The 26,172-nt window shown below is 68.8% G+C and carries 27 protein-coding genes and 1 pseudogene; 22 read left to right on the plus strand and 6 right to left on the minus strand.

What is annotated here, in order from left to right; all coding sequences use genetic code 11:
• The first annotated feature begins 128 nt into the window (after positions 1 to 128).
• The 9 genes and pseudogenes from ACZ5CR_RS26810 (at position 129) to ACZ5CR_RS26850 (ending at position 8,979) form a co-directional block, all read left to right on the plus strand.
• Positions 129 to 1,349: a polysaccharide deacetylase family protein gene (locus ACZ5CR_RS26810; RefSeq protein ID WP_468861808.1), complete on the plus strand. Its 1,221-nt coding sequence runs from the start codon at positions 129 to 131 to the stop codon at positions 1,347 to 1,349.
• A 66-nt stretch (positions 1,350 to 1,415) separates the two neighbouring features.
• The gene (locus ACZ5CR_RS26815) at positions 1,416 to 2,069 is read left to right on the plus strand and encodes a TlpA family protein disulfide reductase (RefSeq protein WP_468861811.1); all 654 of its coding nucleotides are present in this window, start codon (positions 1,416 to 1,418) and stop codon (positions 2,067 to 2,069) included.
• Between the two features lie 112 nt (positions 2,070 to 2,181).
• Positions 2,182 to 2,904 (plus strand): cytochrome c biogenesis CcdA family protein, encoded by a 723-nt coding sequence (locus ACZ5CR_RS26820; protein WP_389912833.1) that lies wholly within the window; start codon positions 2,182 to 2,184, stop codon positions 2,902 to 2,904.
• A 3-nt stretch (positions 2,905 to 2,907) separates the two neighbouring features.
• Entirely contained in the window at positions 2,908 to 4,695 is a 1,788-nt protein-coding gene (gene resB, locus ACZ5CR_RS26825) for a cytochrome c biogenesis protein ResB (protein WP_468861813.1), read from the plus strand.
• Positions 4,692 to 5,798 carry a c-type cytochrome biogenesis protein CcsB gene (ccsB, locus tag ACZ5CR_RS26830; RefSeq protein WP_468861815.1) on the plus strand — a complete coding sequence of 369 codons (1,107 nt, stop codon included), beginning with the start codon at positions 4,692 to 4,694 and terminating at the stop codon, positions 5,796 to 5,798. The genes resB and ccsB overlap by 4 nt, the downstream gene beginning before the upstream one ends.
• Before the next feature lie 91 nt (positions 5,799 to 5,889).
• Positions 5,890 to 6,534, plus strand: coding sequence for an RNA polymerase sigma factor (locus ACZ5CR_RS26835; RefSeq protein WP_468861817.1), 645 nt, complete (start codon positions 5,890 to 5,892; stop codon positions 6,532 to 6,534).
• Positions 6,531 to 7,454 carry a CU044_5270 family protein gene (locus ACZ5CR_RS26840; RefSeq protein ID WP_468861819.1) on the plus strand — a complete coding sequence of 308 codons (924 nt, stop codon included), beginning with the start codon at positions 6,531 to 6,533 and terminating at the stop codon, positions 7,452 to 7,454. Before ACZ5CR_RS26835 ends, ACZ5CR_RS26840 begins: the two co-directional genes overlap by 4 nt.
• Positions 7,455 to 7,479: 25 nt before the next feature.
• Positions 7,480 to 7,695, plus strand: a pseudogene (locus ACZ5CR_RS26845) (hypothetical protein); the annotation flags it as partial.
• Positions 7,696 to 8,043: 348 nt separating this feature from the next.
• Positions 8,044 to 8,979, plus strand: a complete 936-nt coding sequence (locus ACZ5CR_RS26850) for a DMT family transporter (RefSeq protein ID WP_468861821.1) — start codon at positions 8,044 to 8,046, stop codon at positions 8,977 to 8,979.
• On the opposite strand, the gene ACZ5CR_RS26855 is transcribed toward ACZ5CR_RS26850, so the two are convergent.
• Both ACZ5CR_RS26855 and ACZ5CR_RS26860 read right to left on the minus strand, forming a co-directional pair.
• The gene (locus ACZ5CR_RS26855; protein WP_468861823.1) at positions 8,921 to 9,835 is read right to left on the minus strand and encodes a LysR family transcriptional regulator; all 915 of its coding nucleotides are present in this window, start codon (positions 9,833 to 9,835) and stop codon (positions 8,921 to 8,923) included. The genes ACZ5CR_RS26850 and ACZ5CR_RS26855 overlap by 59 nt on opposite strands.
• 2 nt (positions 9,836 to 9,837) lie before the next feature.
• A complete protein-coding gene (locus ACZ5CR_RS26860; RefSeq protein WP_468861825.1) occupies positions 9,838 to 10,197 on the minus strand; it encodes a PLD nuclease N-terminal domain-containing protein in 360 nt (119 codons plus the stop codon).
• Between the two features lie 89 nt (positions 10,198 to 10,286).
• Here ACZ5CR_RS26860 and ACZ5CR_RS26865 point away from each other — a divergent pair, with 89 nt between their 5' ends.
• From ACZ5CR_RS26865 to ACZ5CR_RS26875, 3 genes are read left to right on the plus strand one after another with little or no spacing between them, the layout of a single operon-like run.
• The gene (locus ACZ5CR_RS26865; RefSeq protein WP_468861827.1) at positions 10,287 to 11,744 is read left to right on the plus strand and encodes a menaquinone biosynthesis decarboxylase; all 1,458 of its coding nucleotides are present in this window, start codon (positions 10,287 to 10,289) and stop codon (positions 11,742 to 11,744) included.
• Between the two features lie 2 nt (positions 11,745 to 11,746).
• Complete coding sequence (gene mqnP / locus ACZ5CR_RS26870; RefSeq protein ID WP_468861830.1) at positions 11,747 to 12,670, plus strand: menaquinone biosynthesis prenyltransferase MqnP; 924 nt, start codon at positions 11,747 to 11,749, stop codon at positions 12,668 to 12,670.
• A gap of 9 nt (positions 12,671 to 12,679) precedes the next feature.
• Entirely contained in the window at positions 12,680 to 13,360 is a 681-nt protein-coding gene (locus ACZ5CR_RS26875; RefSeq protein ID WP_468861832.1) for a UbiX family flavin prenyltransferase, read from the plus strand.
• Here the strand turns inward: ACZ5CR_RS26875 and ACZ5CR_RS26880 are convergent.
• Complete coding sequence (locus ACZ5CR_RS26880; RefSeq protein WP_389912677.1) at positions 13,357 to 13,485, minus strand: hypothetical protein; 129 nt, start codon at positions 13,483 to 13,485, stop codon at positions 13,357 to 13,359. The genes ACZ5CR_RS26875 and ACZ5CR_RS26880 overlap by 4 nt on opposite strands.
• Before the next feature lie 133 nt (positions 13,486 to 13,618).
• Between ACZ5CR_RS26880 and ACZ5CR_RS26885 the strand changes: the two genes are divergently transcribed.
• The 5 genes from ACZ5CR_RS26885 to ACZ5CR_RS26905 all read left to right on the plus strand — a co-directional run bounded on the left by ACZ5CR_RS26885 (position 13,619) and on the right by ACZ5CR_RS26905 (position 18,300).
• Positions 13,619 to 14,071, plus strand: a complete 453-nt coding sequence (locus ACZ5CR_RS26885; RefSeq protein ID WP_468862148.1) for an Lrp/AsnC family transcriptional regulator — start codon at positions 13,619 to 13,621, stop codon at positions 14,069 to 14,071.
• Positions 14,072 to 14,142: 71 nt separating this feature from the next.
• Positions 14,143 to 15,306: an aminofutalosine synthase MqnE gene (gene mqnE, locus ACZ5CR_RS26890; RefSeq protein WP_468861834.1), complete on the plus strand. Its 1,164-nt coding sequence runs from the start codon at positions 14,143 to 14,145 to the stop codon at positions 15,304 to 15,306.
• Between the two features lie 163 nt (positions 15,307 to 15,469).
• A complete protein-coding gene (locus ACZ5CR_RS26895) occupies positions 15,470 to 15,994 on the plus strand; it encodes a GNAT family N-acetyltransferase (protein ID WP_468861835.1) in 525 nt (174 codons plus the stop codon).
• A gap of 105 nt (positions 15,995 to 16,099) precedes the next feature.
• Positions 16,100 to 16,390 carry a DUF4229 domain-containing protein gene (locus tag ACZ5CR_RS26900; protein WP_468861837.1) on the plus strand — a complete coding sequence of 97 codons (291 nt, stop codon included), beginning with the start codon at positions 16,100 to 16,102 and terminating at the stop codon, positions 16,388 to 16,390.
• A 548-nt stretch (positions 16,391 to 16,938) separates the two neighbouring features.
• Positions 16,939 to 18,300, plus strand: coding sequence for a dicarboxylate/amino acid:cation symporter (locus ACZ5CR_RS26905; protein ID WP_468861839.1), 1,362 nt, complete (start codon positions 16,939 to 16,941; stop codon positions 18,298 to 18,300).
• A gap of 113 nt (positions 18,301 to 18,413) precedes the next feature.
• Here ACZ5CR_RS26905 and arsM read toward each other — a convergent pair whose 3' ends face one another.
• Positions 18,414 to 19,175 (minus strand): arsenite methyltransferase, encoded by a 762-nt coding sequence (arsM, locus tag ACZ5CR_RS26910; protein WP_468861841.1) that lies wholly within the window; start codon positions 19,173 to 19,175, stop codon positions 18,414 to 18,416.
• 106 nt (positions 19,176 to 19,281) lie between these two features.
• Between arsM and ACZ5CR_RS26915 the strand changes: the two genes are divergently transcribed.
• The 4 genes from ACZ5CR_RS26915 (at position 19,282) to ACZ5CR_RS26930 (ending at position 21,990) form a co-directional block, all read left to right on the plus strand.
• Positions 19,282 to 19,686, plus strand: a complete 405-nt coding sequence (locus ACZ5CR_RS26915) for an ArsR/SmtB family transcription factor (RefSeq protein WP_468861843.1) — start codon at positions 19,282 to 19,284, stop codon at positions 19,684 to 19,686.
• 5 nt (positions 19,687 to 19,691) lie between these two features.
• Positions 19,692 to 20,810, plus strand: coding sequence for an ACR3 family arsenite efflux transporter (gene arsB / locus ACZ5CR_RS26920; RefSeq protein WP_468862149.1), 1,119 nt, complete (start codon positions 19,692 to 19,694; stop codon positions 20,808 to 20,810).
• Complete coding sequence (locus tag ACZ5CR_RS26925) at positions 20,803 to 21,207, plus strand: arsenate reductase ArsC (RefSeq protein WP_468861845.1); 405 nt, start codon at positions 20,803 to 20,805, stop codon at positions 21,205 to 21,207. Before arsB ends, ACZ5CR_RS26925 begins: the two co-directional genes overlap by 8 nt.
• Positions 21,208 to 21,378: 171 nt before the next feature.
• Complete coding sequence (locus tag ACZ5CR_RS26930) at positions 21,379 to 21,990, plus strand: TetR/AcrR family transcriptional regulator (protein ID WP_468862152.1); 612 nt, start codon at positions 21,379 to 21,381, stop codon at positions 21,988 to 21,990.
• Between the two features lie 23 nt (positions 21,991 to 22,013).
• Here the strand turns inward: ACZ5CR_RS26930 and ACZ5CR_RS26935 are convergent, their stop codons facing one another.
• The gene (locus tag ACZ5CR_RS26935) at positions 22,014 to 22,844 is read right to left on the minus strand and encodes a MaoC/PaaZ C-terminal domain-containing protein (protein WP_468861847.1); all 831 of its coding nucleotides are present in this window, start codon (positions 22,842 to 22,844) and stop codon (positions 22,014 to 22,016) included.
• A gap of 535 nt (positions 22,845 to 23,379) precedes the next feature.
• Positions 23,380 to 24,705, minus strand: a complete 1,326-nt coding sequence (locus tag ACZ5CR_RS26940; protein ID WP_468861849.1) for a 3-oxoacyl-ACP reductase — start codon at positions 24,703 to 24,705, stop codon at positions 23,380 to 23,382.
• A 72-nt stretch (positions 24,706 to 24,777) separates the two neighbouring features.
• Here ACZ5CR_RS26940 and ACZ5CR_RS26945 point away from each other — a divergent pair, with 72 nt between their 5' ends.
• Positions 24,778 to 26,055: an acetyl-CoA C-acetyltransferase gene (locus ACZ5CR_RS26945; protein WP_468861851.1), complete on the plus strand. Its 1,278-nt coding sequence runs from the start codon at positions 24,778 to 24,780 to the stop codon at positions 26,053 to 26,055.
• Positions 26,056 to 26,172 lie beyond the last annotated feature (117 nt).

Raw genomic sequence — 26,172 nt, forward strand, 5'->3', positions numbered from 1 at the left:
CCACTGAATGTCCACTCTTGGTAACAGGCGCTAAATATGTACCTGTTGCCAGGAACCCCATTGTTCGTCATGCCCTCTAAGGGGGCGTCCATCGTGCATGGACGACGAGCACGACGAATGGGGATGGAATGCGCGACATCAGTCGCAGGGGAATGCTCGGTCTCGGAGTGGGGTCCGCGGCCGCTCTGGGTCTCGCGGGCTGCGGCACGGGCGGCAGCGGTGGCTCGGGCGGTTCCGCGGGTCCGGGCAAGGGCGCGGGCAAGCGTCCGGCGAAGCCGATCGGCGACGGTTCGACCTCGTACACGGGAAAGCAGCCGAAGCAGCCGGCCAAGCCCGTGCCCCTGGAGCCTGGCGAGACGCCTCCGCAGTTCGTGGTCTTCTCCTGGGACGGTGCGGGCGAGGTCGGCAACGGCCTCTTCCCGCGCTTCCTGAAGCTGGCCGAGGAGCACGACGCGAAGATGACGTTCTTCCTCTCCGGGCTCTATCTCCTTCCCGAATCCAAGAAGCGTCTCTACAAGCCGCCGAACAACGGAGTCGGCGCCTCCGACATCGGTTATCTCACCGACGGTCACATCAAGGAGACGCTGAAGTACGTCCGGCAGGCCTGGCTCGAAGGCCATGAGATCGGCACGCACTTCAACGGACACTTCTGCACGGGCAGCGGCACGGTCGCCAACTGGACGTCCGCACAATGGCAGAGCGAAATCGACCAGGCCATCTCGTTCGTCAAGGAATGGCGCACGAATACGGGCTGGACCGATCTGCCGTCGCTGCCTTTCGACTACGACAAGGAACTCGTCGGCGGCCGCACCCCGTGCCTCCTCGGCCAGGACAACCTGCTGCCGACGGCGAAGAAGCTCGGCTGGCGTTACGACGCCTCGTCGCCCGGCGGCCGTCAGCGCTGGCCCCAGAAGAAGATGGGCGTCTGGGACCTGCCGCTGCAGGCGATGCCGTTCCCGGGCCACACCTTCGAGGTCCTGTCCATGGACTACAACATCCTGGCCAACCAGTCGCAGAACTCCACGAAGGCGCCGCCGGCCAACTACCCGGGCTGGCGCAAGCAGGCCGCCGAGTCCTACATAGCCGGATTCAAGCGGGCCCACGAGTCCAACCGCGCGCCGTTCTTCATCGGCAACCACTTCGAGGAGTGGAACGGCGGCATCTACATGGACGCCGTCGAGGAGGCCCTGAAGCACATCGCGGGGAAGAAGGACGTACGCCTCGTCTCGTTCAGGCAGTTCGTCGACTGGCTCGACGTCCAGGACCCGAAGGTCCTCGCCGACCTGCAAGGTCTTGAGGTCGGCCAGGCGCCCGCAGCCGGCTGGAAGGGACTCGGAAAGGCCGTCTGAAATGGGACTTTCCGCAACCCCGGGGGGTGCGGAAGATCCCCGAAACAGACATGCGAAACTTTTCACATGAGTGCCGCCTGCCGCGCCCCACACAGCACGAACCGCAGCCGTAGCCGTAGCCGTAGCCGTAGCCGTAGCCGCAGCCGCACCGTCCTTCTGGGCGCTGGGGCCGCGGTCGCCGCGCTGACCCTGTCGGCGTGCAGCTCGGGCGGCACGTCCGGCGGCTCCGGGAACACCAACTTCGTCACCGGCTCCGACGGCATCGCCACCGCCGACAAGGGCGAGCGCCAGGACGGGCCGAAGCTCGAAGGGGAGACCCTCACGGGCAAGCACCTCGACGTCGACGCCTACAAGGGCAAGATCGTCGTCCTGAACGTCTGGGGCTCCTGGTGTTCGCCCTGCCGGGCCGAGGCGCCGAACTTCTCGAAGGTCTCCAGGGACGCCAAGTACAAGAGCGTGCAGTTCGTCGGGATCAACACCCGCGACCCGCAGAAGGACCCGGCGATCGCGTTCGAGAAGGAGTGGAAGATCTCCTACCCGAGCCTGCACGATCCGATGGGCAAGCTGATGCTGCGCTTCCCCAAGGGCACGATGAACCCGAAGTACATCCCCTCCACGATCGTCCTGGACCGGGAGGGCAAGATCGCGGCCCGCTCGCAGCAGGCGCTCAGCGAGAAGAACCTGCGCAAGATGATCGACCCGCTGATCGCGGAGAAGTGATCTCCCCGTGATGTCCACTCTCGCCGCCGTCGGCGAAGCGCACCAGAGCATCGCCGCCGTCGGCCAAGCGCACCAGACCATCGCCGCCGTCGGCGAAGCGAACCAGACCGTCATGAACGGAGCGCTCCTCCTCGCGCTCCCCGTCGCACTGCTCGGCGGCCTCGTCTCCTTCTTCTCGCCGTGCGTCCTGCCGCTCGTGCCGGGCTATCTGTCCTACGTCACCGGGGTCGGCGGCACGGATCTCGCGGAGGCCAAGCGGGGGCGGATGACCGCGGGGGCCGGGCTCTTCGTGCTCGGCTTCACCGCCGTCTTCGTCTCCACGGGCGCGCTCTTCGGCTACGCCGGGCAGAACCTGCAGCAGTACCAGGACGTCATCACCAAGGTGCTCGGCGCACTGATGATCGTCCTCGGCATCTTCTTCATGGGGCTCATGCCGTGGCTGTCCCAGCGGGAGTTCCGCTTCCACAAGAAGCCCGCCGCCGGGCTCGCGGGCGCTCCCGTACTCGGCGCGCTGTTCGCCGTCGGCTGGGCGCCCTGCGTCGGGCCGACACTCACGTCCGTCAACGCGCTGGCCCTCGATCAGGCGAGCGCGGGCCGCGGGGCCATACTGAGCGTCGCGTACTGCCTGGGACTCGGAGTCCCGTTCATCCTCGCGGCGATCGCCTTCCGCAAGGCGCTCGGCGCGTTCAGCTGGGTCAAGAAGCATTACGTCTGGGTCATGCGCATCGGCGGCATCATGATGATCGCGACCGGACTGCTGCTTGTCACCGGCGTCTGGGACAGCATCTTGCAGCAGATGCAGGTCTGGTCCAACGGCTACACGGTGGGAATCTGATCCATGAGCAAGACCGAAGCCCCTGAAGAGCAGAACGAGCTGGGCGCCGCGGGCTCCCAGCTCTCCACCGCACCCGTGGACCGGGCGATGCCCGGATCCTTCGGCGGGAAGCGCGCACCCGGTGCCGCGGGCTTGCTGGCCTGGGCGGGCCGTGAGGCCTTCGGCTGGGTGCGCTGGATGTGGCGGCAGCTGACCTCGATGCGGGTCGCGCTGCTCCTCCTTCTGCTGCTCTCGCTCGGCGCGATCCCGGGCTCCCTGATCCCGCAGACCAGCATCGACGAGCTGAAGGTCGCGGACTTCAAGAAGGCCCACACCACGCTCGGGCCGCTCTACGAGAAGTTCCAGCTGTTCGACGTCTACAGCTCGGTGTGGTTCTCGGCGATCTACATCCTTCTCTTCGTCTCCCTCATCGGCTGCATCGTGCCCCGCACCTGGCAGTTCGTCGGCCAGCTGCGCGGCCGCCCGCCGGGCGCACCCAAACGGCTCGACCGGCTGCCCGCGTACACCACGTGGCGCACCGAGGCCGAGCCCGAGCAGATCCACGAGGCAGCCCTCGGCCTGCTCAAGGGCCGTCGGTTCCGCGCGGACCTCACGACCGGCAAGGGAGATGCGGGGGCGTCCGTCGCCGCGGAGAAGGGCTACCTGCGAGAGGCGGGCAACCTCTTCTTCCACATCTCGCTGATCGTGCTCCTGGTGGCCTTCGCCGTCGGCGCCCTGTTCAAGTCCGAGGGCGGCAAGCTCATCGTCCAGGGCGACGGGTTCTCCAACACCCTCACCCAGTACGACAACTTCAAGTCCGGCAACCTCTTCAACACCGACGACCTGGCGCCGTTCAGCTTCAAGCTGGACAGCTTCGACTCGACGTTCGAGCGCAAGGGCCCCGAGAAGGGCACGGCCCGCACCTACCGGGCGAACGTCACCTACAGCGAGGGTGTCGACGGCCCCGAGAAGAAGAAGGCCATCGAGGTCAACAAGCCGCTTGAGGTCGACGGCTCGAAGGTCTACCTGATCGGACACGGCTACGCGCCGACCGTCACCGTGCGCGACGGGAAGGGCAAGGTCGTCAGCACCCAGTCGGTGCCGCTCCTGCCGATCGACTCCAACGGCACGGCCACCGGCGCCGTCAAGGTCCTCGACGGCTACCGCGACAAGAGCGGCAAGAAGGAACAGCTCGGCTTCAACGCCTTCTTCGTGCCCACGTTCGCGGGCGAGGGCCACGGCCAGATGTTCTCCCAGTTCCCCGCCCTCGACAATCCCGTGCTCGCGCTCTCCGCGTACCACGGGAGCCTCGGTGTGGACTCCGGCCTTCCGCAGAACGTCTATCAGCTGGACACCAGCAAGATGGACAAGTTCAAGGACTCCAAGGGCGAACTGCTCAAGCAGCGGATGCGGCCCGGCGAGACGATGAAGCTGCCGAACGGCGCGGGCTCGATCACCTTCGACAAGGACATCAAGCGCTGGGCGACCTTCCAGGTCTCCCAGCAGCCCGGCAGCATGTGGGCCCTTGTCGGAGCGATCTCCGCCATCGCCGGCCTCGCCGGATCGCTGTTCATCCAGCGCCGCCGCGTGTGGGTGCGGGCCGCCCGGGGCGCCGACGGCGTCACCGTCGTCGAGATGGCCGGGCTCGGCCGCAGCGAGTCCGCCAAGCTGCCCGAAGAACTCGGCGGCCTCGCCGCGCACCTCCATGAGAAGGCGCCGAGCGCGCCCGACGCAGACCAAGCCGGACATGCCGGTTCCGGGCATGCCGATTCCACCCCCCAAGTTGTTCCTGCCGAAGGGGCTGAGAAGTGAATCTCGCCACCACCCTCGCCGCCGAACCGAACGAGAACCTCGCGAGCATCAGCAATGTGCTGATCTACTCCGCGATGGCCGTCTATCTCCTTGCCTTCTTCGCGCACATGGCGGAGTGGATCCTCGGCAGCCGCAGCAAGGTCGCCCGCACGGCATCCGCGATCACCGCGAAGACCGACGCCGCCGTCGAGGCGCCCGCGGTCACCGCCAAGGCGAAGGGCGGCACCGCCGTCCTCGACCGGCCGCAGACCGCCCCCAAGGTCGTCACCCGCTCCGCCGCGGGACGCCGTGACGTGCCGGACGGTCCCGGCGCCGCGGCCGGTGACGAGAAGGGCGACCTCTACGGCCGTATCGCCGTGTCCCTCACCGTGCTCGGGTTCCTCGTCGAGTTCGGCGGTGTGCTCACCCGCGCCCTCTCGGTGCAGCGGGCGCCGTGGGGCAACATGTACGAGTTCAACCTGACGTTCTCCACGATGGCCGTCGGCGTGTACCTCGTGCTCATGGCGCTGAAGAAGAACGTCAACTGGCTCGGCCTTCCGCTGATCACCACGGTCCTCCTCGATCTCGGACTCGCCGTCACCGTCCTGTACACCGCCAGCGACCAGCTGGTCCCCGCCCTGCACTCGTACTGGCTGTGGATCCACGTCTCCACCGCGATCTTCTGCGGTGCGTGCTTCTACGTCGGTGGCGTCGCCACGGTGCTCTACCTCTTCCGGGACAGCTACGAGGCGAAGCTGGAGCGCGGCGGTCAGCCCGGCAGGTTCGCCACGTCCGTCATGGAGCGGCTGCCCGCCGCGGCCTCGCTCGACAAGTTCGGCTACCGCGTGAACGCCGCGGTCTTCCCGCTGTGGACGTTCACGATCATCGCGGGCGCGATCTGGGCCGGCGACGCGTGGGGCCGCTACTGGGGCTGGGACCCCAAGGAGGTCTGGTCCTTCATCACCTGGGTCGCCTTCGCCTGCTACCTGCACGCACGCGCGACAGCGGGCTGGAAGGGCCGCAAGGCCGCCTACCTGGCCCTGATCGCCTTCGGCTGCTGGCTGTTCAACTACTACGGCGTGAACATCTTCGTCACCGGCAAGCACTCGTACGCGGGCGTCTGACACCCTTCTCGCACGGCCTCCGGGGCCGGTTCGCGTGACCTGTTCTCCAGGCCACGGGAACCGGCCTTCGTCGTACGGACAGTCAGAGGGTGTGGAGACGAACCAGGGGGAATTTCGGGAACTTCAGGCCCGCCGCAGAGCGCTGCGCGTCCGCATCAGGAACGGGGACGCCGACGCCTTCGGCGAGGTCTTCGACGCGTACGCGCGCTCCGTCTACAACCACGCCTACCGCCTGACGGGGGACTGGTCGACGGCGGAGGACATGGTGTCGCTCACCTTCCTGGAGGCGTGGCGGCTGCGGGGCAAGCTTGACGAGGACGGCGGCTCGCTGCGGCCGTGGCTGCTCGGTGTCGCCACGAACGTGACCCGCAACGCGCGCCGCGCCGCCCGGCGGCACGCCGCCGCGGTCGCACGGCTGCCGCGCGACGAGACCGTGGCCGACTTCGCCGACGAGGTCGCCGAGCGCATCGACGACAAGGAGCAGCTCGCTCTCGTACGGGCGGCCCTGGCGACCCTGCGGCGTGCCGAGCGCGAGGTCCTCGCGCTGTGCGTGTGGTCGGGGCTGAGCTATGTGGCGGCGGCGGAGGCGCTCGGGGTGCCGGTCGGGACAGTACGCTCGCGCCTTTCGCGGGCCCGGACGAAACTCGCGAAACATATGGAACCGCCTGCCGGGCGCGGACAGATGAGAGATGACCGCACCACCGCGGTCGGGCCCATCAGGGAGGGAAACCGATGAGTGAATTTCGCGAGCGTGACCTTCCGTCGGCCCGTCATCACCTGCTCAGGGAGCACCTGTTGACCGAGATCCGGCAGAGCGAGGCCGCAGCGGCCGAGCCGAGGAAGAGTTCCAAGGTCTGGTTCCGGCCCGCGCTCGTCGCGGGAGCGACCGCCGTGGCCGTCGCGGCGGGCGTGCTTGTCGCCTCGCCGTTCGGCGATCAGGCGGCGCAGGCGGGGCCACCGTCGAAGGAGACCGTGCAGATGCTGGAGGAGATCGCCGCGGCGGCGAAGGCGCAGCCCGCCCCGAAGGGCCTGCGCGACGACCAGTTCGTGTACATCAAGACCAAAGAGAGGTACATGGAGACGGGCAGCGACGAGAAGGCCCGCATCCAGCCCCTGCACGTCCGGGAGTACTGGAACTCGGTGGACGGCAAGCACACGGAGGTGGTGAACGACCGTGTCGACCACTTCGACCACGAGCGCATGCCACCGGACCTGCCCCTGGCGGAGGGCGACTCCCACTACCGCAGCCTGCAGAAGCTGCCGACTGACCCGGTCAACATGCGGGACTGGCTCTACCGGGTGGCCTCGGGGGGCGAGAGCAAGGATCAGAACGCGTTCGTCCAGGTCGGCGACCTCTGCGGTGCTCTGATGCCGCCGAAGCAGGCCGCCGCGCTCTACCTCGCCGCGTCGAAGATCCCCGGCGTCGAGGTGCGCGGGGACGCGGTGGACGCGGCGGGACGGCATGGTGTGGCCATCACGCGCGAGAACGACGGCGAGCGGCAGGAGCTGATCTTCGACAAGAAGACCAAGCAGTTCCTCGGCGAGCGGCAGGTGGCGGTCGAGGATCTGCCGATGGGCTTCAAGAAGGGCACGGTGACCGCCCACACCGCCGTCCTGAAGCGCGTCGTCGTCGACAAGGCGGGTCAGCGCCCCTGAGCGTCACGGGCTGATCGCGACGCCGGTGCCCGGCAGGCGTCGCGATCAGCCCGCCACCCGCAGCAGCAGCTTCCCCGTGCCCGTGCGCGCGCCCATCAAGCGATGGGTCTCGGAAGCGTCCGCCAGCGCGAACTCCGCCGTGACCGGCGGCTTCGACGTGCCCGTCGGCAAGGCGGCGCTGAGTCATCACTTCGGGGTGCTGAGAGGAGCGGGCCTCGTCGAGCAGCGGGACCAGGGCCCCTTCTGATGGATCTCCGCGGCGTCGCGACGCCCGGCACGCACCCTCGCCGCACGGCGCAAAGGGACAGGTGACTCCGCCACATGACCCTTCACACCACACGCCGATGGCACGCACCGAACGCCGCGCCTTCTCCCTCGGAGATCCATCAGAAGGGCCCTAGGGGCCACGCCGGTCCAACAGGCTCCGCCGGGAGGAGTTCGACGCCCGCTTCCCCGGGCTGCTCGCGCTGGCCCTGCGGCCCGACCGGTCCGCCACGACCGGGGCCATCGTCCCCGCCGATGACCCCATCGGCAGGACGCCCCACTGGCTCGTGGACCAGGGCATACGTCCGCTCGTAGCTTCTTGGGCATGACCTCCATGACCTCCATGACCGCAGAGAACAAGGGCACGGCCCAGCTCACCGCCGCGATGATGCTCTCCGGCACCCTCGGTGTATTCGTCGTCGAATCCGGTGCGTCGGCGTTCAACGTCGTGTTCTTCCGGGTGCTCTTCGGCGCGCTCGCCCTGGGCGCCTACGCCTTCGCCCGCGGCTACTTCCGCGACCACGGCATCACCCCGAAGAAGCTCGGACTCGCCGCGCTCGGCGGCGCGTTCATCGTCTTCAACTGGGTGTTCCTCTTCAAGGCGTACGAGGCCACCTCGATCTCGCTCGCGACCGTCGTCTACCACACGCAGCCGTTCCTGCTCGTGCTGCTCAGCGCGGTCATCTTCCGCGAGCGCCTGACCAGGCATCAACTCATGTGGCTGGCCACCGCGTTCGCCGGGCTCGTCCTGGTCTCCGGAGTGCGCCCCGGCGACCTCGGCTCGCTCACCGGCATCGGCTTCGCGCTCATCGCCGCGCTGCTCTACGGCCTCTCCACGCTCGTCACCAAACGCATCACCGGCGTACGCCCCCACCTCATCGCCCTGATCCAAGTCCTCGTCGGCGTCCCGCTGTTGCTGCCCTTCTCCGACTTCGGAGCGATGAGCGGAACGGGCACCGGATGGGGCTGGCTCGTGGGGCTCGGCGTCATTCACACCGGCCTGATGTACGTCCTGATGTACGCGGCGTACGCGAAGCTGCCCACCGCCAAGATCGCCGTACTCGCCTTCACGTACCCGGCGGTCGCGATGGTCGCCGACTGGGCCGTCTACGGGCACCACATCGGGCTCGTCCAGGCCCTCGGCGTCCCGCTGATCGTCCTCGCGAGCCTCAAGGTCAACCGGGCCAAGTCACCGAAGGTGGTCACGGGTTCGGCGACTGTGCTGCCTGCTCCCGCACCAGCCGTACCGACTGCTCGATGAAGAGCCGCACATGAGCGGGCAGCCGCTTCCCCGACCGCCACGCGAGCTGTGTGTAAAGGACGAACGGCGGCTCCCACGGCAGCGCGACAAGCACCCCGGAAGCCAGCTCATCCCGCACCGCCATCCGCGGCAGGAGCGCCACCCCGAGGCCACCGGCGACACCCCGCTTGGTGGCCTCGATCGTGCCGAACTCCATGAAGGGCGGCGGGCCGCCGTTGCGCACCCGCAGCTCGTCCTCGAACAGATCCCGGTAGGGGCAGCCCGGCTCCGTCCCGACCAGCTGCACCGCCGCCAGATCGCCCGTGGCGAGAGAGTCCGCCCCGTGCGCGGCCAGCGGATGGGTCGGAGCGCAGACCAGGACCAGCGGCTCCTCGGCCAGGACCTCGGTCTCCAGGCCCGCGTGCTCGGTCTCGCGCTCCATCAGGAACCCGACGTCGTACGTCCCCTGCCGCAGCGCGTGCCGGGTCTCGTCGCCCAGCGTGGGGCGCAGGGAGAGCTGCACCCTGGGGTAGCGGTGGTGGAAGAGTTCGAGCAGCGGGGGCAGGCGGTAGGAGGTCAGCGACTCCATCGTGCCGACCGCGATCGCGCCCGTCGGCTCATCGGCGTCGACGACCGCGGCCCGTGCCTCGTCCGTCAGCTCGATGATCTGCCGGGCGTAGGGGAGCAGGCGCTCACCGGCCTCCGTCAGGCGGATGCGGCTGCCGAGCCGGTCGAAGAGTTCGGTGCCGAGCGAGGACTCCAGGGAGCGGATCTGGCTGGTGACGCTTGACTGGGCGTACTTCAGCTCGGCGGCGGCCTGCGTGAAGCTGAGTACGGACGCGACTTTTTCGAAGGTGACGAGCAGCCGCAGTTCCATGGTCAGCCTTCCGTGCCCTTGTCCCGCTTCTTGTCGTCGTCCTTGCCGTCGTTCTTGTTGTCAGGCTTGTCGTCCGGGTCCTCGTTCCTGAGGGACTTCAGGAACTCGGGATTGTCGTCCGGTGCCACCCACTGTCCGCCGCGCCCGGCGCGCGGGCCACCCCCACCGGCAGGTGCCTTGCGCACCTTGCCCGTGACGAACCAGGCGATCGGCCCGAGCAGGACCTCGCCGAAGAGCAGCACGATGAAGACCCAGGCCACCTTCGGCAGGTGCCTGACCTCCTTCTCCGGAGTGTTCAGGACGTCGATGAAGGCGTAGATCCACACCGCCAGGACCAGAAGGAACGGCAGATACCTGAGCATGGTGGCGCGGTCCCCCAAGCGGTGGCGGCGGGGAGCGAGCATGCCCCCGGTGACGGGGCCAGGGTAGCCGGTGACCGATACTGGAACGCATGGCTTATGACGATCTTCGCTCCCTGCTCCGTGCACTGGAGCGCGAGGGCGATCTCAAGCGCATCAAGGCCGAGGTCGACCCGTATCTGGAGGTCGGCGAGATCACCGACCGCGTCCAGAAGGCCGGTGGCCCCGCGCTCCTCTTCGAGAACGTGCGCGGCTCGGCGATGCCCCTCGCGATGAATGTGTACGGGACGGACCGGCGCCTCCTGAAGGCGCTCGGCCTGAAGTCGTACAGCGAGATCAGCGAGAAGATCGGCGGCCTCCTCAAGCCGGAGCTGCCGCACGGCTTCGTCGGTGTGCGCGAGGCCTTCGGGAAGCTCGGCGCGATGACGCACGTACCGCCGAAGAAGGTGAAGTCCGACAACGCGCCCGTGCAGGAGACCGTCCTCACCGGCGACGACGTCGACCTGGAGCGGCTGCCCGCGCTCTTCACCTGGCCCGAGGACGGCGGCTCCTTCTTCAACCTGGGCCTGACCCACACCAAGGACCCGGACACCGGGGTGCGCAACCTCGGCCTGTACCGCCTCCAGCGCCACGACAAGCGCACCATCGGCATGCACTGGCAGATCCACAAGGACAGCCGCAACCACTACCAGGTGGCCGCCCGCAGGGGCGAGAAGCTGCCGGTCGCGATCGCCTTCGGCTGTCCGCCCGCCGTCACGTACGCCTCCACGGCGCCGCTGCCCGGTGACATGGACGAGTACATGCTGGCCGGGTTCATCCAGGGCAAGCGCGTGGAGATGGTCGACTGCAAGACGGTCCCGCTCCAGGTCCCGGCGCACGCCGAGGTCGTCATCGAGGGCTGGCTCGAGCCGGGCGAGATGCTGCCGGAGGGCCCCTTCGGCGACCACACCGGTTTCTACACGCCGCAGGAGGACTTCCCCGCCCTGAAGATCGACTGCGTGACGATGCGGAAGCGTCCGCTGCTCCAGTCGATCGTGGTGGGCCGCCCGCCGACGGAGGACGGGCCGCTCGGCCGCGCCACCGAGCGCTTCTTCCTGCCGCTGCTCAAGGTGATCGTCCCGGACATCGTCGACTACCACCTGCCGGAGTCCGGCGGCTTCCACAACTGCGCGATCGTCTCGATCGACAAGAAGTACCCGAAGCACGCGCAGAAGGTCATGCACGCCATCTGGGGCGCCCACATGATGTCGCTGACCAAACTGATCGTGGTCGTGGACAAGGATTGCGATGTCCATGACCTGCACGAAGTGTCCTGGCGCGCGCTCGGCAACACCGACTACGCGCGCGACCTGACGGTGGCCGCAGGTCCCGTCGACCATCTCGACCACGCCTCCTACCAGCAGTTCTGGGGCGGCAAGGCGGGCATCGACGCGACGAAGAAGCTGCCCGAAGAGGGATACACGCGGGACGGAGGCTGGCCGAACATGGTCGAGTCCGACCCGGAGACGGCGTCGAAGGTCGACCGCCGCTGGAAGGAGTACGGGCTCTAAAGATGAGTGCTGATTCAGCAACCCCGGAACTCGTCGGGCCCGAACCCGCCCCGCCCGGCAAGGTCAAGGCGTTCCTGCGCCTCGTCATGATCGAGCACTCGGTCTTCGCGCTGCCCTTCGCCTACATCGCCGCGCTGACCGCGATGTTCCAGCTGGACGAGAACATCCACTGGGGCCGCCTGCTCCTGGTCACCATCTGCATGGTGGGCCTGCGGACGTTCGCCATGGCCGCCAACCGGATCATCGACCGGGAGATCGACGCCCGTAACCCGAGGACCGCGCACCGCGAGCTCGTCACGGGCGCCGTCTCGGTGAAGTCCGCCTGGACCGGGGCGCTGATCGCGCTCGTCGTGTTCCTGGGCGCCGCCGCCCTGCTCAACCCGCTCTGTCTGGCGCTCGCGCCCCTCGCGGTGATCCCGATGGTGGTCTATCCGTACGGCAAGCGGTTCACGAACTTCCCGCAGGCGATCCTCGGCATCGCCCAGGCCATGGGGCCGATCGGCGCCTGGATCGCGATCACCGGCGAGTGGTCGTGGCAGGCGGTCATCCTCGGGCTCGCGGTCGGCATCTGGATCGGCGGCTTCGACCTGATCTACGCCTGCCAGGACGTGGAGACGGACCGCGAGGTCGGCGTGAAGTCGGTGCCCGCGCGGTTCGGCATCCCGGCCGCCATCCGGGGCGCGCGCGGCTGTCACCTGGTGACCACGGCGCTCTTCGTCTGGTACGCCGCGGACACCGGCGCGGGCCCGTTCCTCTGGATCGGCATCGCGGTCGTCGCGGGCGCGTTCCTCTACGAGCACTCCCTCGTGAAGCCGCACGACCTCTCGCGCCTCAACCGCGCCTTCTTCCAGGTCAACGGCTTCATCGGCATCGCGCTGTTCGTCTGCGCCCTGCTCGATCTGCTGGTGCGCGGTCTGACCGTCTAGGCTCACAGCGTGAAGCCAGGAGATACACAGCGTAAGCCTTGGATCGTGGGGGTGTCGGGGGCCTCAGGGACCCCGTACGCCGCTGCCGTGCTGCGGGCGTTGCTCGCGGCGGGGGAGAGTGTCGACCTGGTGGTCTCGCGGGCCTCGCGCCTGACGATCCTGGACGAGACGGGCATCGCCTTCCGGGACGCGCACTGGCAGGACGACCTGCGGGAGTGGCTCGGGCGCGGTGCCGACGGGAAGCCGGGGACGTTCGACGTTCCGGTGGACGACGTGCGGTACTGGGCGGCCGGGGACCTGGCCGCCGGTCCTTCGTCGGGGTCGTACGCGACCAAGGGAATGCTGATCGTGCCCGCGTCCACGGCGTGCGTGGCCGGGGTCGCGCTCGGGCTCTCGAAGGATCTGCTCCAGCGGTCGGCGAGCGTGACGCTCAAGGAAGGCCGACAGCTGGTCGTCTGCGTACGCGAGACACCGCTCAACGGGCAGACGCTGAAGCACTTGGTGACGCTGGACGAAGCGGGCGCCGTGGTGCTGCCCGCCTCTCCGGCGTTCTACGCGGGGGCGACGCACATCCAGGATCTGGTGGACTTCGTCGCCGGGCGGACGCTGGACGCGGCAGGGGTGCCGCATCGGCTGTACCGCCGCTGGAAGGGAGAGCTCGGTTCGGGCTCCGCCCCTCCGGGGGACTAGCGCTTCTTGGCGGCGCGCGACGTGCGGCGCTCGCCCTTGGGCGCGGTGGGCTTGTGGGCACGCGAGCGGTTGGCCAGGTCCTGCAGCTCGCGCATCCGGGCGTAGGCCATCTCGATCGAGTACACGGGTGACTCACTCCTGAAGGATCGTCGTTGATCTGCTGAAATTTGGAAAGATTCACAGGGTGCAGACCCTGTTGCGCCTTAGATTCTACACATAGACTCGCGGTATCGCTGAATAATGAAAGGCATCGCACCTATGGACGCCGTGGACAGGCAGCTCATCCAGGCCCTGCGCGAGAACGGCAGGGCCTCGTACGCCGAACTTGGCCGGCTCGTCGGCCTCTCGGGACCGAGCGTCACGGACCGGATCAACCGCCTCGAAGCGGCGGGCGTCATCACCGGCTACCGCGCGACGGTGGACTCCGCATCGCTCGGCCTGGGCGTCATCGCCCTCATCGGCATCTCCCTCTCGGACGCCGCGGACCACGAGGACGTGGCGCGGCGGCTGAAGGACCTGCACGAGATCGAGGACTGCTGGTTCATCGCGGGCGACGACTCGTACATGCTCAAGGTGCGGGCCAGTGACGTGGACGGTCTGGAGAAGACGATCCGCAGGCTGAGCGGAACGAAGGGCGTCTCCAGGACGCGTACGACGATCGTGCTCTCCACGAAGTGGGAGAACCGGGTCGGGGAGCTGCCCGAGGAGTGATAGGTGCGGGGGCGTACCGTGGGCGAGGCGTGATGTGCGCAGACATGTAGACATGGAGAGGCGGCCGGGGTATGGACGCGGGACTCAAGCGCGAGCTCGAGGAGAAGGTCCGGGCCGGTGAGCGGCTGTCCCGCGAGGACGGCATCGCCCTCTATGAGTCGGACGATCTGGCCTGGCTCGGCGGTCTCGCACACGAGGTGCGCACGCGCAAGAACGGCGACGTCGTGCACTTCAACGTCAACCGTCACCTCAACATGACGAACGTGTGCACCGCCTCGTGCGCGTACTGCTCGTTCCAGCGCAAGCCGGGCGAGAAGGACGCGTACACGATGCGCATCGAGGAGGCCGTCCGCCTCGCCAAGGCGATGGAGGGCGAGAACCTCACCGAGCTGCACATCGTCAACGGCCTGCACCCGAACCTGCCGTGGCGTTACTACCCGCGGTCGCTGAGCGAGCTGAAGAAGGCGCTCCCGAGCGTCTCCCTGAAGGCGTTCACGGCCACGGAGATCCACCACTTCGAGACGATCTCGGGGATGTCGGCCTCCGACATCCTGGACGAGCTGATCGAGGCGGGTCTGGAGTCGCTGACCGGTGGCGGCGCGGAGATCTTCGACTGGGAGGTGCGCCAGCACATCGTCGACCACCGCACCCACTGGGAGGACTGGTCGCGCATCCACCGCCTCGCGCACGAGAAGGGTCTGAAGACCCCGAGCACGATGCTGTACGGCCACATCGAGGAGCCCCGTCACCGGGTCGACCACGTGCTGCGCCTGCGCGAACTCCAGGACGAGACCGGCGGCTTCCAGGTCTTCATCCCGCTCCGCTACCAGCACGACTTCGTGGACATGAAGGACGGCAAGGTCAGGAACCGCCTCCAGGCGCGGACGACCATGGCGTCGGGCGCCGAGGCCTTGAAGACCTTCGCGGTCTCGCGGCTGCTCTTCGACAACGTCCCGCACGTCAAGGTCTTCTGGGTCATGCACGGCCTGCAGACGACGCAGCTCGCGCTCCAGCACGGCGCGGACGACATGGACGGCTCGGTCGTCGAGTACAAGATCACGCATGACGCGGACAACTTCGGTACGCCGAACAAGCTGACGCGCGACGACCTGCTCGACCTGATCCGCGAGGCGGGCTTCCGCCCCGTCGAGCGGAACACGCGCTACGAGTCGATCCGTGAGTACGAGGGTCCTGACCGGGCGCTGCGTGAGACTCCGCAGGCGATGCGGGTCTGACGGGACGGCTGAGCCGACTGAAGTGATGCGGGTCTGACGGGCCGGCTGAAGTACGGACACGGACAACGAGACGAGCCCCGGCCTCTTCGGTCGGGGCTCGTGTTGTTGTCCGGCATGCGAAACACGGTTGAGGCGTGGAGTCGGTAATGGTTAATCTCGCCCAATGACGCTTACCTTCCGGCTGGACCCGGAGATCGACCCCGCCCTTCGCGACGGCGTCCTCGCCCTCTGGGCCGACGTGTCCAACGCCGGCGGAGCCGTCGGTTTCGTACCGCCAGTGACGGTCGAGGACATACGCCCCGAGTGGCTGAAGCGCCTGGCCCAGCTGAGCGAAGGCCACACCAGGCTGCTCGTCGGCCACGACGAGGACGGCGCCGTCGCCGCGACCGCCTTCCTCGCGTACAACACGCACCGCCTCATGCGGCACTGGATCTGGCTGTACGTGGTGATGGTGCACCCCGAGCACCAGGGCAAGGGATGCGGGCGCGACCTGATGGCCGCCGCCGCGGACGCCGCCCGCGGGATCGACGGGATCGAGGCGATCCGGCTGACCTGCCGGGGCGGCACGGGAGTCGACCGGTTCTACGAGTCCTGCGGATACAAGGAGGTCGGACGGGTGCCCGGCGCGATCCGCGTCGCCCCCGGTGACGACCGCGACGACATCACGATGCTGCTCCCGCTCGGCTGACGTTCGCGGGAGGGCTCACCCCCTTGCTGGACGCGACCCCTCCCATGCTTCACTGGAGGTGCTCGTCCTACTCGGGCCCATTTCGGAACGGAAGAGTGGATTGACATGCTCCGCTACACGCTGATGCGCCTCGGACTCTTCGTGGGCTGCTTTTTCGCGGTCTGGGGACTTGTCTACGCCGGGATCCTGCCGAAGGGCCTCGGGGACTCCAACCTCCTCTGGGTGCTGCTGCTCGCCCTCGTCATCTCCGCTCCCCTCAGCCTTGTGCTGCTGCGCAAGGAGCGGGACCGGGCGTCGGTCCAGGTCGTCGAGCGCGTGGAGCGGACCAAGGCCAACCTGGAGGCGAACCGCACCCAGGAGGACGTCGCCGACGACGCCGCTCGGGCGCAGTCGTAGACGTACAGGCGTGAGGGGCGGCGCCGTGACGTACGCAGTCGTGAGGTGCGCAGCCGTAAGTCGCGCAAGGCGTGAGCCGTAGGTCGTAAGCTCCGTCGACTTCGAAGGTCCGTCAGCTTCGTAAGTTCCGTGAGCTTCGTCAGCTTCGTCACAGAGACCGCCGCGACCCCGGTACTGGAGCAGCCGCTCCGGGCCGGGGTTTCTTGCGTCCCGGAGGTGCCCTCGCCTCCGATCGGCCTCGTCTACCTCAAACAACACCTTTGATGTTCTCAAAGTACAAGTGTTAACGTGTTCGACATGAAGACAGCAGCCGCGCCCCGCATCCTCATGAGCGTTCCGCTCGTGGAGCGCCTGCATGTCGATCTCTGCCGCTGCGTGTCCGCGGCCTGTCGTCGCCGTCTCTGAGTTCTCGCTGAGCCTCTCTGAACAGCGCAAGCGACAAGCATCAAGTGACATCCGCACTGCAGCGGCGCCGTCTCGGCCGTCCCGTCTGACCCCCTCGCGGTCGCCGCTCCCTCACGTCCCCCGCCATTACCCGGAGTGTGTCCGTGTCCGCGAACTCCCCTGTGTCCCCGGTCTCCGAGACCGACGAGCCGAAGTCCGGCTCCCGGATACCCAGATTCCTCAAGCTGCCGTTCTGGGCGCAGATCCTCGGCGGTCTGGTGCTCGGTGTCCTGCTCGGCTGGCTGGCCCGCAGCCAGGACGTGTCCTGGCTCGTCACCACCCTGGACAAGGTGGGAAGCACCTTCATCGGGCTGCTGAAGCTGGCGGTCGCCCCGCTCGTCTTCTTCGCCATCCTGGTGTCGATCACCAACCTGCGTAAGGTCAACAACGCCGCGCGCCTTGCCACGCAGACGCTGATCTGGTTCATGATCACGTCGCTGATCGCGGTCGTCATCGGCCTCGCGATCGGGCTCATCACGAACCCGGGCGCCGGCACAGGACTCACCCCGAAGGACGGCGCCAAGCCGGACCACGCGGGCTCGTGGCTCGACTTCCTCACCGGGATCATCCCGACGGACGTCATCACGCCGTTCACCGAGCTCAACGTGTTGCAGATCGTCTTCATGGCGGCCGTCGCCGGTATCGCCGTACTGAAGATCGGTGAGAAGGCGCAGCCGATCCTGGAGCTCAGCGAGTCCGTTCTCGCGCTGCTCCAGAAGGCCCTGTGGTGGGTCATCAAGCTCTCGCCGATCGGCACCATCGGCCTCATCGGCTTCGCCATCGCCGACTACGGCTGGGACCTGATCAGCAAGTACGCGACGTTCACCGTCGACATCTACGTCGGTTGCGCCCTGGTGATGTTCGGCGTCTACCCGCTGCTGCTCTCCACGGTCGCCAAGGTCAACCCGCTCCAGTTCTTCAAGGGCGCCTGGCCCGCGATCCAGCTGGCCTTCGTCTCGCGCTCCTCGGTCGGCACGATGCCGGTCACCCAGAAGGTCACCGAGCGCCTCGGTGTGCCGAAGGAGTACACGTCCTTCGCGGTGCCGTTCGGCGCCACCACGAAGATGGACGGCTGCGCCGCGATCTACCCGGCGATCGCCGCGATCTTCGTCGCCCAGATCTTCGACGTGCAGATGGGCATCAAGGAGTACGTACTGATCGCCTTCGTGTCGGTGGTGGGCTCGGCGGCGACGGCCGGTCTGACCGGCGCCACGGTCATGCTCACGCTGACCCTGTCGACGCTGGGCCTCCCGATGGAGGGCGTGGGCCTGCTGCTCGCCATCGACCCGGTCCTGGACATGATGCGCACCGCCACGAACGTGGCCGGACAGGCCGCCATCCCGGTGATCGTCGCCGCCCGCGAGAAGATCCTGGACCGCGAGGCCTACGAGAGTGCGTCGGCGTCGCCGCTCGACGACTTCGACGGCACCACCGACGAGCCGCAGACGGTGCCTGTCGCCGCCTGACGTCCCCCGGCTCGCAGTGAGCGTGCCCCGTACCTGGATTCGTTCATTCGTCCCGGGTGCGGGGCACGTTTGCTGGTCGCTGGTCGCTGGTCGCTGGTTGTTGGTTGTTGGGTTCAGGGCAGGGGAGTCGCGGTCGGCTTGGCGGCGCGGACGATGGCGGAGTGCATGCCGTCGGCGACGACGTGGGTCGGGGTGAGTTCGATGTCCGTGAAGCCGGCCGCTGACAGGCCCTCGCGGTACTCGGTGAAGGAGAGGGCGCCTGCGATGCAGCCGACGTAGTCGCCGCGTTCGGCGCGCTGGCCGGGGGTGAGGGTGTCGTCGGCGACGACATCGGAGATGCCGATCCGGCCGCCGGGGGCCAGGACGCGGAACATTTCGGCGAACACCGCGGGCTTGTCGGTGGACAGGTTGATCACGCAGTTGGAGATGACCACGTCGATGGTGTTCGCGGGCAGCGGTACGGCCTCGATCGTGCCCTTGAGGAACTCGACGTTGGTGGCGCCCGCCTTCTCCTGGTTGGCGAGTGCGAGGGCGAGCATCTCCTCGGTCATGTCCAGGCCGTAGGCCTTGCCGGTGGGTCCGACGCGGCGAGCGGACAGCAGAACGTCGATGCCCCCGCCGGAGCCGAGGTCCAGGACGCGCTCGCCTGTGTGGAGGTCGGCGACGGCGGTGGGGTTGCCGCAGCCCAGCGAGGCGGCGACGGCCTCGGCGGGCAGCTGGTCGCGCTCGGCGGCGGCGTAGAGGGCGCCGCCGAAGTTCTCGTCGACCTCGATCGCGGCCGGTCCGCAACAGGCGGTGCCGCCTTCGGTGACCTGGGTGGCGGCGGCCGCGTAGCGCTGGCGGACGGTTTCGCGCAGGTCAGTGGATTCGGTCATGGCTTTCACTCCTCGACGGCAGGGCTTGGCGGCGCCCGGATCGGGCTGCATTGACGTTCCTCGATGCAAGCTTGCGCCCTGGATCGAAAGACGTCAACATAGAAGTATGTCGAAACAAGAGCTGGTGGTGCTCGGCCAGGACGGCGCCGAGGGATGCTGCCCGACCCTGCTGACCGCCCCCTTGGCCGAGGATCAGGCCGTAGAGCTGGCGAAGGTGTTCAAGGCCCTCGGGGACCCGGTGCGGCTGCGGCTGCTGTCGATGATCGCTTCGCAGGAGGGTGGAGAGATCTGCGTCTGTGATCTGACCCCGGCGTTCGACTTGTCCCAGCCGACGATCTCCCACCACCTCAAGCTGCTGAAGCAGGCCGGGCTCATCGACTCCGAGCGGCGGGGGACGTGGGTGTACTACCGGCTGCTGCCCGAGACGACGGACAGGCTCGCGGCGGTCCTGACCCGCCCGGGGGCGGTAGTCGCAGGCGTATCCGTCAAGCCGGCCGGGGCAACCTCGTGAGCGAGGTGACCACCACGGCTGCTGTGGGCCCGGTCGCGGCGCGCCTGTCGTTCCTCGACCGGTTCCTCGCGGTGTGGATCCTGATCGCGATGGCCGTCGGCCTGGGCCTGGGGCGTCTCGTGCCGGGCCTTGGGGACGCGCTGGCCAGGGTGACGGTCACCGGAGTCTCGCTGCCGATCGCGCTCGGCCTGCTGGTGATGATGTATCCGGTCCTCGCCAAGGTCCGTTACGACCGGCTCGACTCCGTCACCCGGGATCGCCGCCTGCTGATCCCCTCCCTGGTCCTGAACTGGGTCCTCGGCCCGGCGCTGATGTTCGCGCTCGCCTGGATCTTCCTGCCCGACCTGCCGGAGTACCGCACCGGGCTGATCATCGTCGGGCTCGCCCGGTGCATCGCCATGGTCATCATCTGGAACGACCTCGCCTGCGGTGACCGTGAGGCGGCGGCTGTTCTGGTCGCTCTCAACTCGGTGTTCCAGGTGATCGCGTTCAGCCTGCTCGGCTGGTTCTATCTCTCCGTCCTGCCGGGTTGGCTCGGCCTGGAGACGACCGGCCTCGACGTGTCGGTGTGGGAGATCGCCCGCAGCGTGCTGATCTTCCTGGGCATCCCCCTCGCCGCCGGGTTCCTGACCCGCAAGCTGGGCGAGAAGGCCAAGGGGAGGGCCTGGTACGAGGCTGAACTGCTCCCCAGGATCGGCCCGTTCGCGCTCTACGGGCTGCTGTTCACGATCGTCGTGCTGTTCGCCCTCCAGGGGGATGCGATCACCTCGCAACCGGTGGACGTGGTGCGGATCGCGCTGCCGCTGCTGGTGTACTTCGCTGTGATGTGGGCTGGTTCCATGGCCTGGGGCAAGGCCGTCGGCCTTGACTATCCGCGGGCCGCCACGCTGGCGTTCACCGCGGCGGGCAACAACTTCGAACTCGCCATCGCCGTGGCCATCGCCACCTTCGGCGCTACCTCGGGACAGGCCTTGGCCGGCGTCGTCGGCCCCCTCATCGAGGTGCCGGTGCTGATCGGCCTGGTCCATGTCGCGCTCGCGGCCCGCCGCTACTTCCCCCAACCTGGCCGATTGGCAGCCGAATCGACCGCGCCGGAGCCGGAGGAAGGCCCCGCCCGTGCCTGATACCAAGCCCTCCGTGCTGTTCGTCTGCGTCCACAACGCCGGACGCTCCCAAATGGCTGCCGCCTGGCTCGCGCACCTCGCTGGTGACCGCGTGGAGGTCCGTTCCGCGGGGTCGGCGCCCGCTGACACCGTCAACCCCGCCGTGGCCGAAGCCATGGACGAAGTCGGCATCGACATCTGGACCCAAGTACCCAAGATCCTCACGACCGAAGCCGTCCAGGCATCCGACGTCGTGATCACCATGGGCTGCGGCGACAGCTGCCCCGTCTTCCCCGGAAAGCGCTACCTGGACTGGCGACTCGCTGACCCCGCAGGTCGGGGCGTCGCCGCCGTACGACCCATCCGTGACGCGATCAGGGTGAGGGTCGAAGCGCTCATCGCGGACCTGCTGCCCTGACGTCCGCGGTCTGCGGTCCGCGGTCCGCGGTCTGCGGTCTGCGGTCTGCGGTGGTCTGTTGTTCGGGGCTGACCGTAGGCTGGTCGTTCTGTGCGGGGGTTGTGTGGAAGGTGAGTGGCGGGGGTGGTCGATGTGAAGGCCGGAGGCGCCGTGGGGAAGCGGCAGAAGCGGATGCCGCGGGCCGTGCGGGAGCAGCAGATGCTGGACGCCGCCGTGCGGATCTTCGGGCAACGGGGGTACCGGGCCGCTTCGATGGACGAGATCGCGGAGGTCGCGGGGGTCTCGAAGCCGCTGGTGTATCTGTACTTGAACTCCAAGGAAGAGCTTTTCACCGCGTGCATCCGGCGGGAGGCCGCGGCGTTGGTCGCGGCGGTGCGGGACGGGGTGAGCGGCGACGGCCCCGCCGACCGGCAGCTCTGGGCAGGGCTGCGGGCCTTCTTCACGCATACCGCGGAGCAGCCCGAGGCATGGGTGGTCCTGCACAACCAGGCCCGTACGCAGGGGGAGCCGTTCGCGGCCGAAGTCGCCGTGATGCGCGAGGAGATCGTGGCGTTCGTCACGTCCCTGATCGCGGAGGCGGCACGGGAGGCGCACCGGAAGCCGGAGCTCGCCGAGCGTGAAGTCGCGGGCCTGGCGCAGGCGTTGGTGGGCGCGGCGGAGTCGCTCGCAGGCTGGGCCAACGGGGACGCGTCGGTGTCCGCGAAGGAGGCCGCGGCGACGCTGATGAACTTTGCGTGGGCGGGGCTCGGGGAGTTGATGGACGGGCGGCGCTGGGTCCCTTAGTCCTCAGTGGTCCTCAATGGTCCTCAGTGGAGGGTTCCGCTGAGGTGGGTCTTGGTGGTCTCGGCGCTCTGGGTATCGCTGCGGAGTTCGAAGGCCTGGCCGTTCGTTGCCGCGTAAGTGACGGTGGCGGGGAGCAGTACGGGGGCCTTGAAATCGACGTGTACGTGGGCGGCTTCGGGGGTCTCGTGCTGCGTGTACTGCGCCAGGCAGCGGGCCGCGGTCCACATGCCGTGGGCGATGGCGCGGGGGAAGCCGAGGAGGCGTGCGGTGAGGGGGTACAGGTGGATGGGGTTGCGGTCACCTGAGACGGCGCCGTAGCGGCGGCCGAGGTCTGGGGGCAGTTGCCATTCGGCTTGGGCGGGGAGCGGGGTGCTTTCGCGTGGGGTGGCCGAGGTGCCCGGTGCGCTTGTGCGATGCCGGGCCAGGTAGGTGCTGCTGGATGTCCACACGGTGGTGCCGTCGACACGGGCGTCGGTGACGAGGGTGGCTTCGGTTCCGCGGCGGTGCGGGGTCAACTGGGATGCGTGGACGGAGAGTTCGAGGTTGTCCGCGGTCGTCAGGGCGCGGTGCTGGGTGATCTCGATGGACGTGTGGACGAGGCCGAGCAGGGGGAGCGGGAAGGCGCGGGTGGTCATGAGCCGCATGGCCAGGGGGAAGCCGAGGACGTGGGGGTAGGTGAGGGGGAGGGTGTGCTCGGGGGTGCGGTAGCCGCAGAGGCGGGAGTAGGCGGCGAGGTGGGTGGCGCTGGGGCGGACGCCGGTGAGGGTCGGCCGGGAGTCGGGGAGCGGGGCGTCGGGGTGGGGCCGCTTGAAGGGGGAGAGGATCGCGCCGCGGAGTAGCAGGGGGGCCAGCATGGGGGTGCCTTTCGCGGTGGGTTCGTTGTGGGTTCGTTGTGGGTGTGGCGGGGTGGGGTGGGGCCGGGTTGTGCGCGGCTGGCGTGGTGCGGTGCGGGTTCGGTTGTGGGGGCGGGGCCGCGCCGGTATGTCCGTCCTCGCCATCCGCTGCTGGGCGCTGCCTGCTTCGGCGGGGGGAGCGCTGCTTACCGTGCTCCGGGCGGAAATACCGACACGTCCCCTCGCGTCTCGACGCCGACTGCGGGCGGGTGGGGCTGCTCACCCTCGGCTTGTTCGCCCACGGGTGGACGCGGGGCAATCGGGCGGGTGGGAGGGAGAGCCTGTTCGTTCACGGGTGGACGCGGGGCAATCGGGCGGGTGGGTGGGAGAGCCTGTTCGTGCAGGGATGGACGCGGGGTAATCGGGCGGGTGGGTGGGAGAAGCCCGTTCGTTCAGGCGTGGACGCAGGTGCACCCGGTGACCGGGAGAGCCTGCTCGGCCACGGGCAGGACACCGTGCAGGACACCGGGCAAGCAGAGGCCCGTACCAACGAGGGCTACGACCCGAGCAGGCTCTGGCCACAGACCCGTACAACCTGCCCGTTCACCCCGCCGGACGCCGCCGAGGAGAGCCACGCCGTGGTCTCGGCCACGTCCACCGGCAGACCCCCCTGCGCCAGGGAGTTCATCCTGCGACCCGCCTCGCGGATGAAGAGAGGCACCGCCGCCGTCATCTTCGTCTCGATGAAGCCGGGGGCCACCGCGTTCACCGTCACCCCGTGCTCCGCGAGCGCACCCGGCGCGAGCGAACGCACCAGGCCGATGATCCCCGCCTTGCTGGCGGCGTAGTTCGTCTGCCCCACGTTCCCCGCGATCCCGGCGATCGACGCGGTGGCCACGATGCTCCCGCCCCGGTTCAGCGTCCCGGACCTGAGCAGCGCGTCCGTCGTGCGCAGCACGCTCGTCAGGTTGACGTCCATGACCGGGTTCCAGCGGTCCGCGGGCATGTTGGCCAGCTTGCGGTCCCGCGTGATCCCCGCGTTGTGGACGAGGATGTCCAGGCCGCCGGGGGCGAGCGCCGACGCCATGCGCTCCCCGGCGTCGTCGGCCGTGATGTCCAGCGGGAGCGCCGTACCGCCGAGCCGGTCCGCGACCCGTACCAAATCCGCCTGCGCGGACGGCACATCGAGTACGACCACCTGCGCGCCGTCCCGCGCGAGGACCTCCGCCACCGCCTCGCCGATCCCTCGCGCCGCCCCCGTGACCAGTGCCGTACGGCCGGACAAGGGCCGGTCCCAGTCGCAGGAGGCGTCAGGCCCCGCCTCGCCGACCACCTCGATCACCTGTCCGCTGACGTACGCCGACCTCGGTGAGAGAAGGAAACGCAGCGTCGACTCCGCGGCCGCCGCCGAGCGCATGCGGACCAGCGTCGCCGTGCGGCCACGCCCCAGTTCCTTGCCGAGGGAACGTACGAAGCCCTCCAGAGCCTGCTGCGCCGCCGCCTGGTGGTGGTCCGACGGCGAGACCGGTGCGCCGAGCACCACCACGCGGCCGTTCTCCGCCACCGAGCGCACCACGGGGTGCAGCGCCGCGTGCACGTCGGACAGGGCGTGAGTGTCGCTTATGCCCGTCGCGTCCAGTATCACCGCCGCCGGGCGGGAGGAAGAGGGGTCGTCCGTGAGCTTCAGGTGTGTGCGCGTCACGATCGACGCCACCTCCGCCTCGTGGGCCGACACTCCTGCCGTCAGGTGCAGCAACTCGCCCTCTAGATGCGGGTTTTCGGGAGTCCAGCGCCGTAGAGCCGACGGCTGGGGGAGGCCGAGCTTTCGGGTGAGGAGGCGGCCGGGCGCGGTGCCCGTGAAGTTCAGATAGCGGTCGGCCATTGTCCAACTCCCAGCTCGGTCGTAAATTTACTTCAGAGTAAGGTTACTCAAGGGTCAGGAGTTGGTCGAGACATGAAACCGCCCACCACCCGCCGCGTGGCGGTCATCGGCGGCAGCCGCATCCCGTTCGCGCGCTCCGACGGCCCGTACGCGACCGCGTCCAACCAGGAGATGCTGACCGCCGCGCTCGACGGGCTCGTCGAGCGGTACCGGCTTGAGGGGCCGGGTGTCGTGGGGGAGTTCGTCGCCGGCGCCGTGCTCAAGCACAGCCGGGACTTCAATCTCGCCCGCGAGACCGTCCTCGGCTCGCGACTCGCGGCCACCACACCCGCGTACGACATCCAGCAGGCCTGCGGCACCGGGCTGCAAGCCGTCATCGCCGCCGCCAACAAGATCGCGCTGGGGCAGACGGAGTCGGCGGTCGCGGGCGGGGCCGACACCGCGAGCGACGCCCCGCTCGGCGTCAACGACTCCCTGCGGAAGATCCTCCTCGCCGCGCGCCGCGCCAAGACGGCAGGAGGGCGGGTCAAGGCGCTGGCCCGCGTACGGCCCTCACACCTCGTGCCCGACATCCCGCGCAACGCCGAGCCCCGTACCGGGCTTTCGATGGGCGAGCACGCCGCCGTGACCGCACAGGCGTGGGGCGTCACGCGCGAGGCCCAGGACGAACTGGCCGCGGTCAGCCACCAGCGGCTCGCCGCCGCGTACGACCGGGGGCTTCTGGACGGGCTCGTCGTACCGTTCCGCGGGCTTGAGCGGGATCAGAATCTGCGGCCGGGATCGAGCGTCGAGAAGCTGGGCAAGCTGACGCCCGTCTTCGGGGCGAAGGGGGCCAACCCCACCATGACCGCCGGGAACTCGACCCCGCTGACGGACGGCGCCGCCGTCGCGCTGCTCGCCAGTGAGGAGTGGGCCGGGGCGCGCGGGCTCGAACCGCTTGCCTACCTGACCGCGTACGAGACCGCCGCCGTCGACTTCATCGGGGGTGACGTCGTCGGGGGTGAGGACGGGCTGCTCATGGCGCCCGCGTACGCCGTGCCGCGGATGCTGGAGCGGGTGGGGCTCGGGCTCGCGGACTTCGACTTCGTCGAGATCCATGAGGCCTTCGCCTCGCAGGTGCTCGCCACGCTCGCCGCCTGGGAGAAGCGGGGCCTCGGAGTCGTGGACCGGGACCGGCTCAACGTCGCCGGGTCCTCGCTCGCCACGGGGCATCCCTTCGCCGCCACCGGCGCGCGTATCGTCGCCACCCTGGCCAAGCTGCTCGCCGAACGCGGTACTCCCGGACGCGGGCTGATCTCGATCTGCGCGGCAGGTGGGCAGGGGGTGACGGCGATTCTGGAGCGGGAGTGACTCGCCGTCGGCGGTAAGCGGGCGGGGCAAGCGGGGTGACTCGCCGCCTGCTTCCCAAGCCCGCCCCTTCCCGAATGCCGACTCCGCCGGGCCCAGCGCACCGTTGATCACCGGCTT

It is taken from the genome of Streptomyces sp. NPDC031274, from assembly GCF_055570235.1.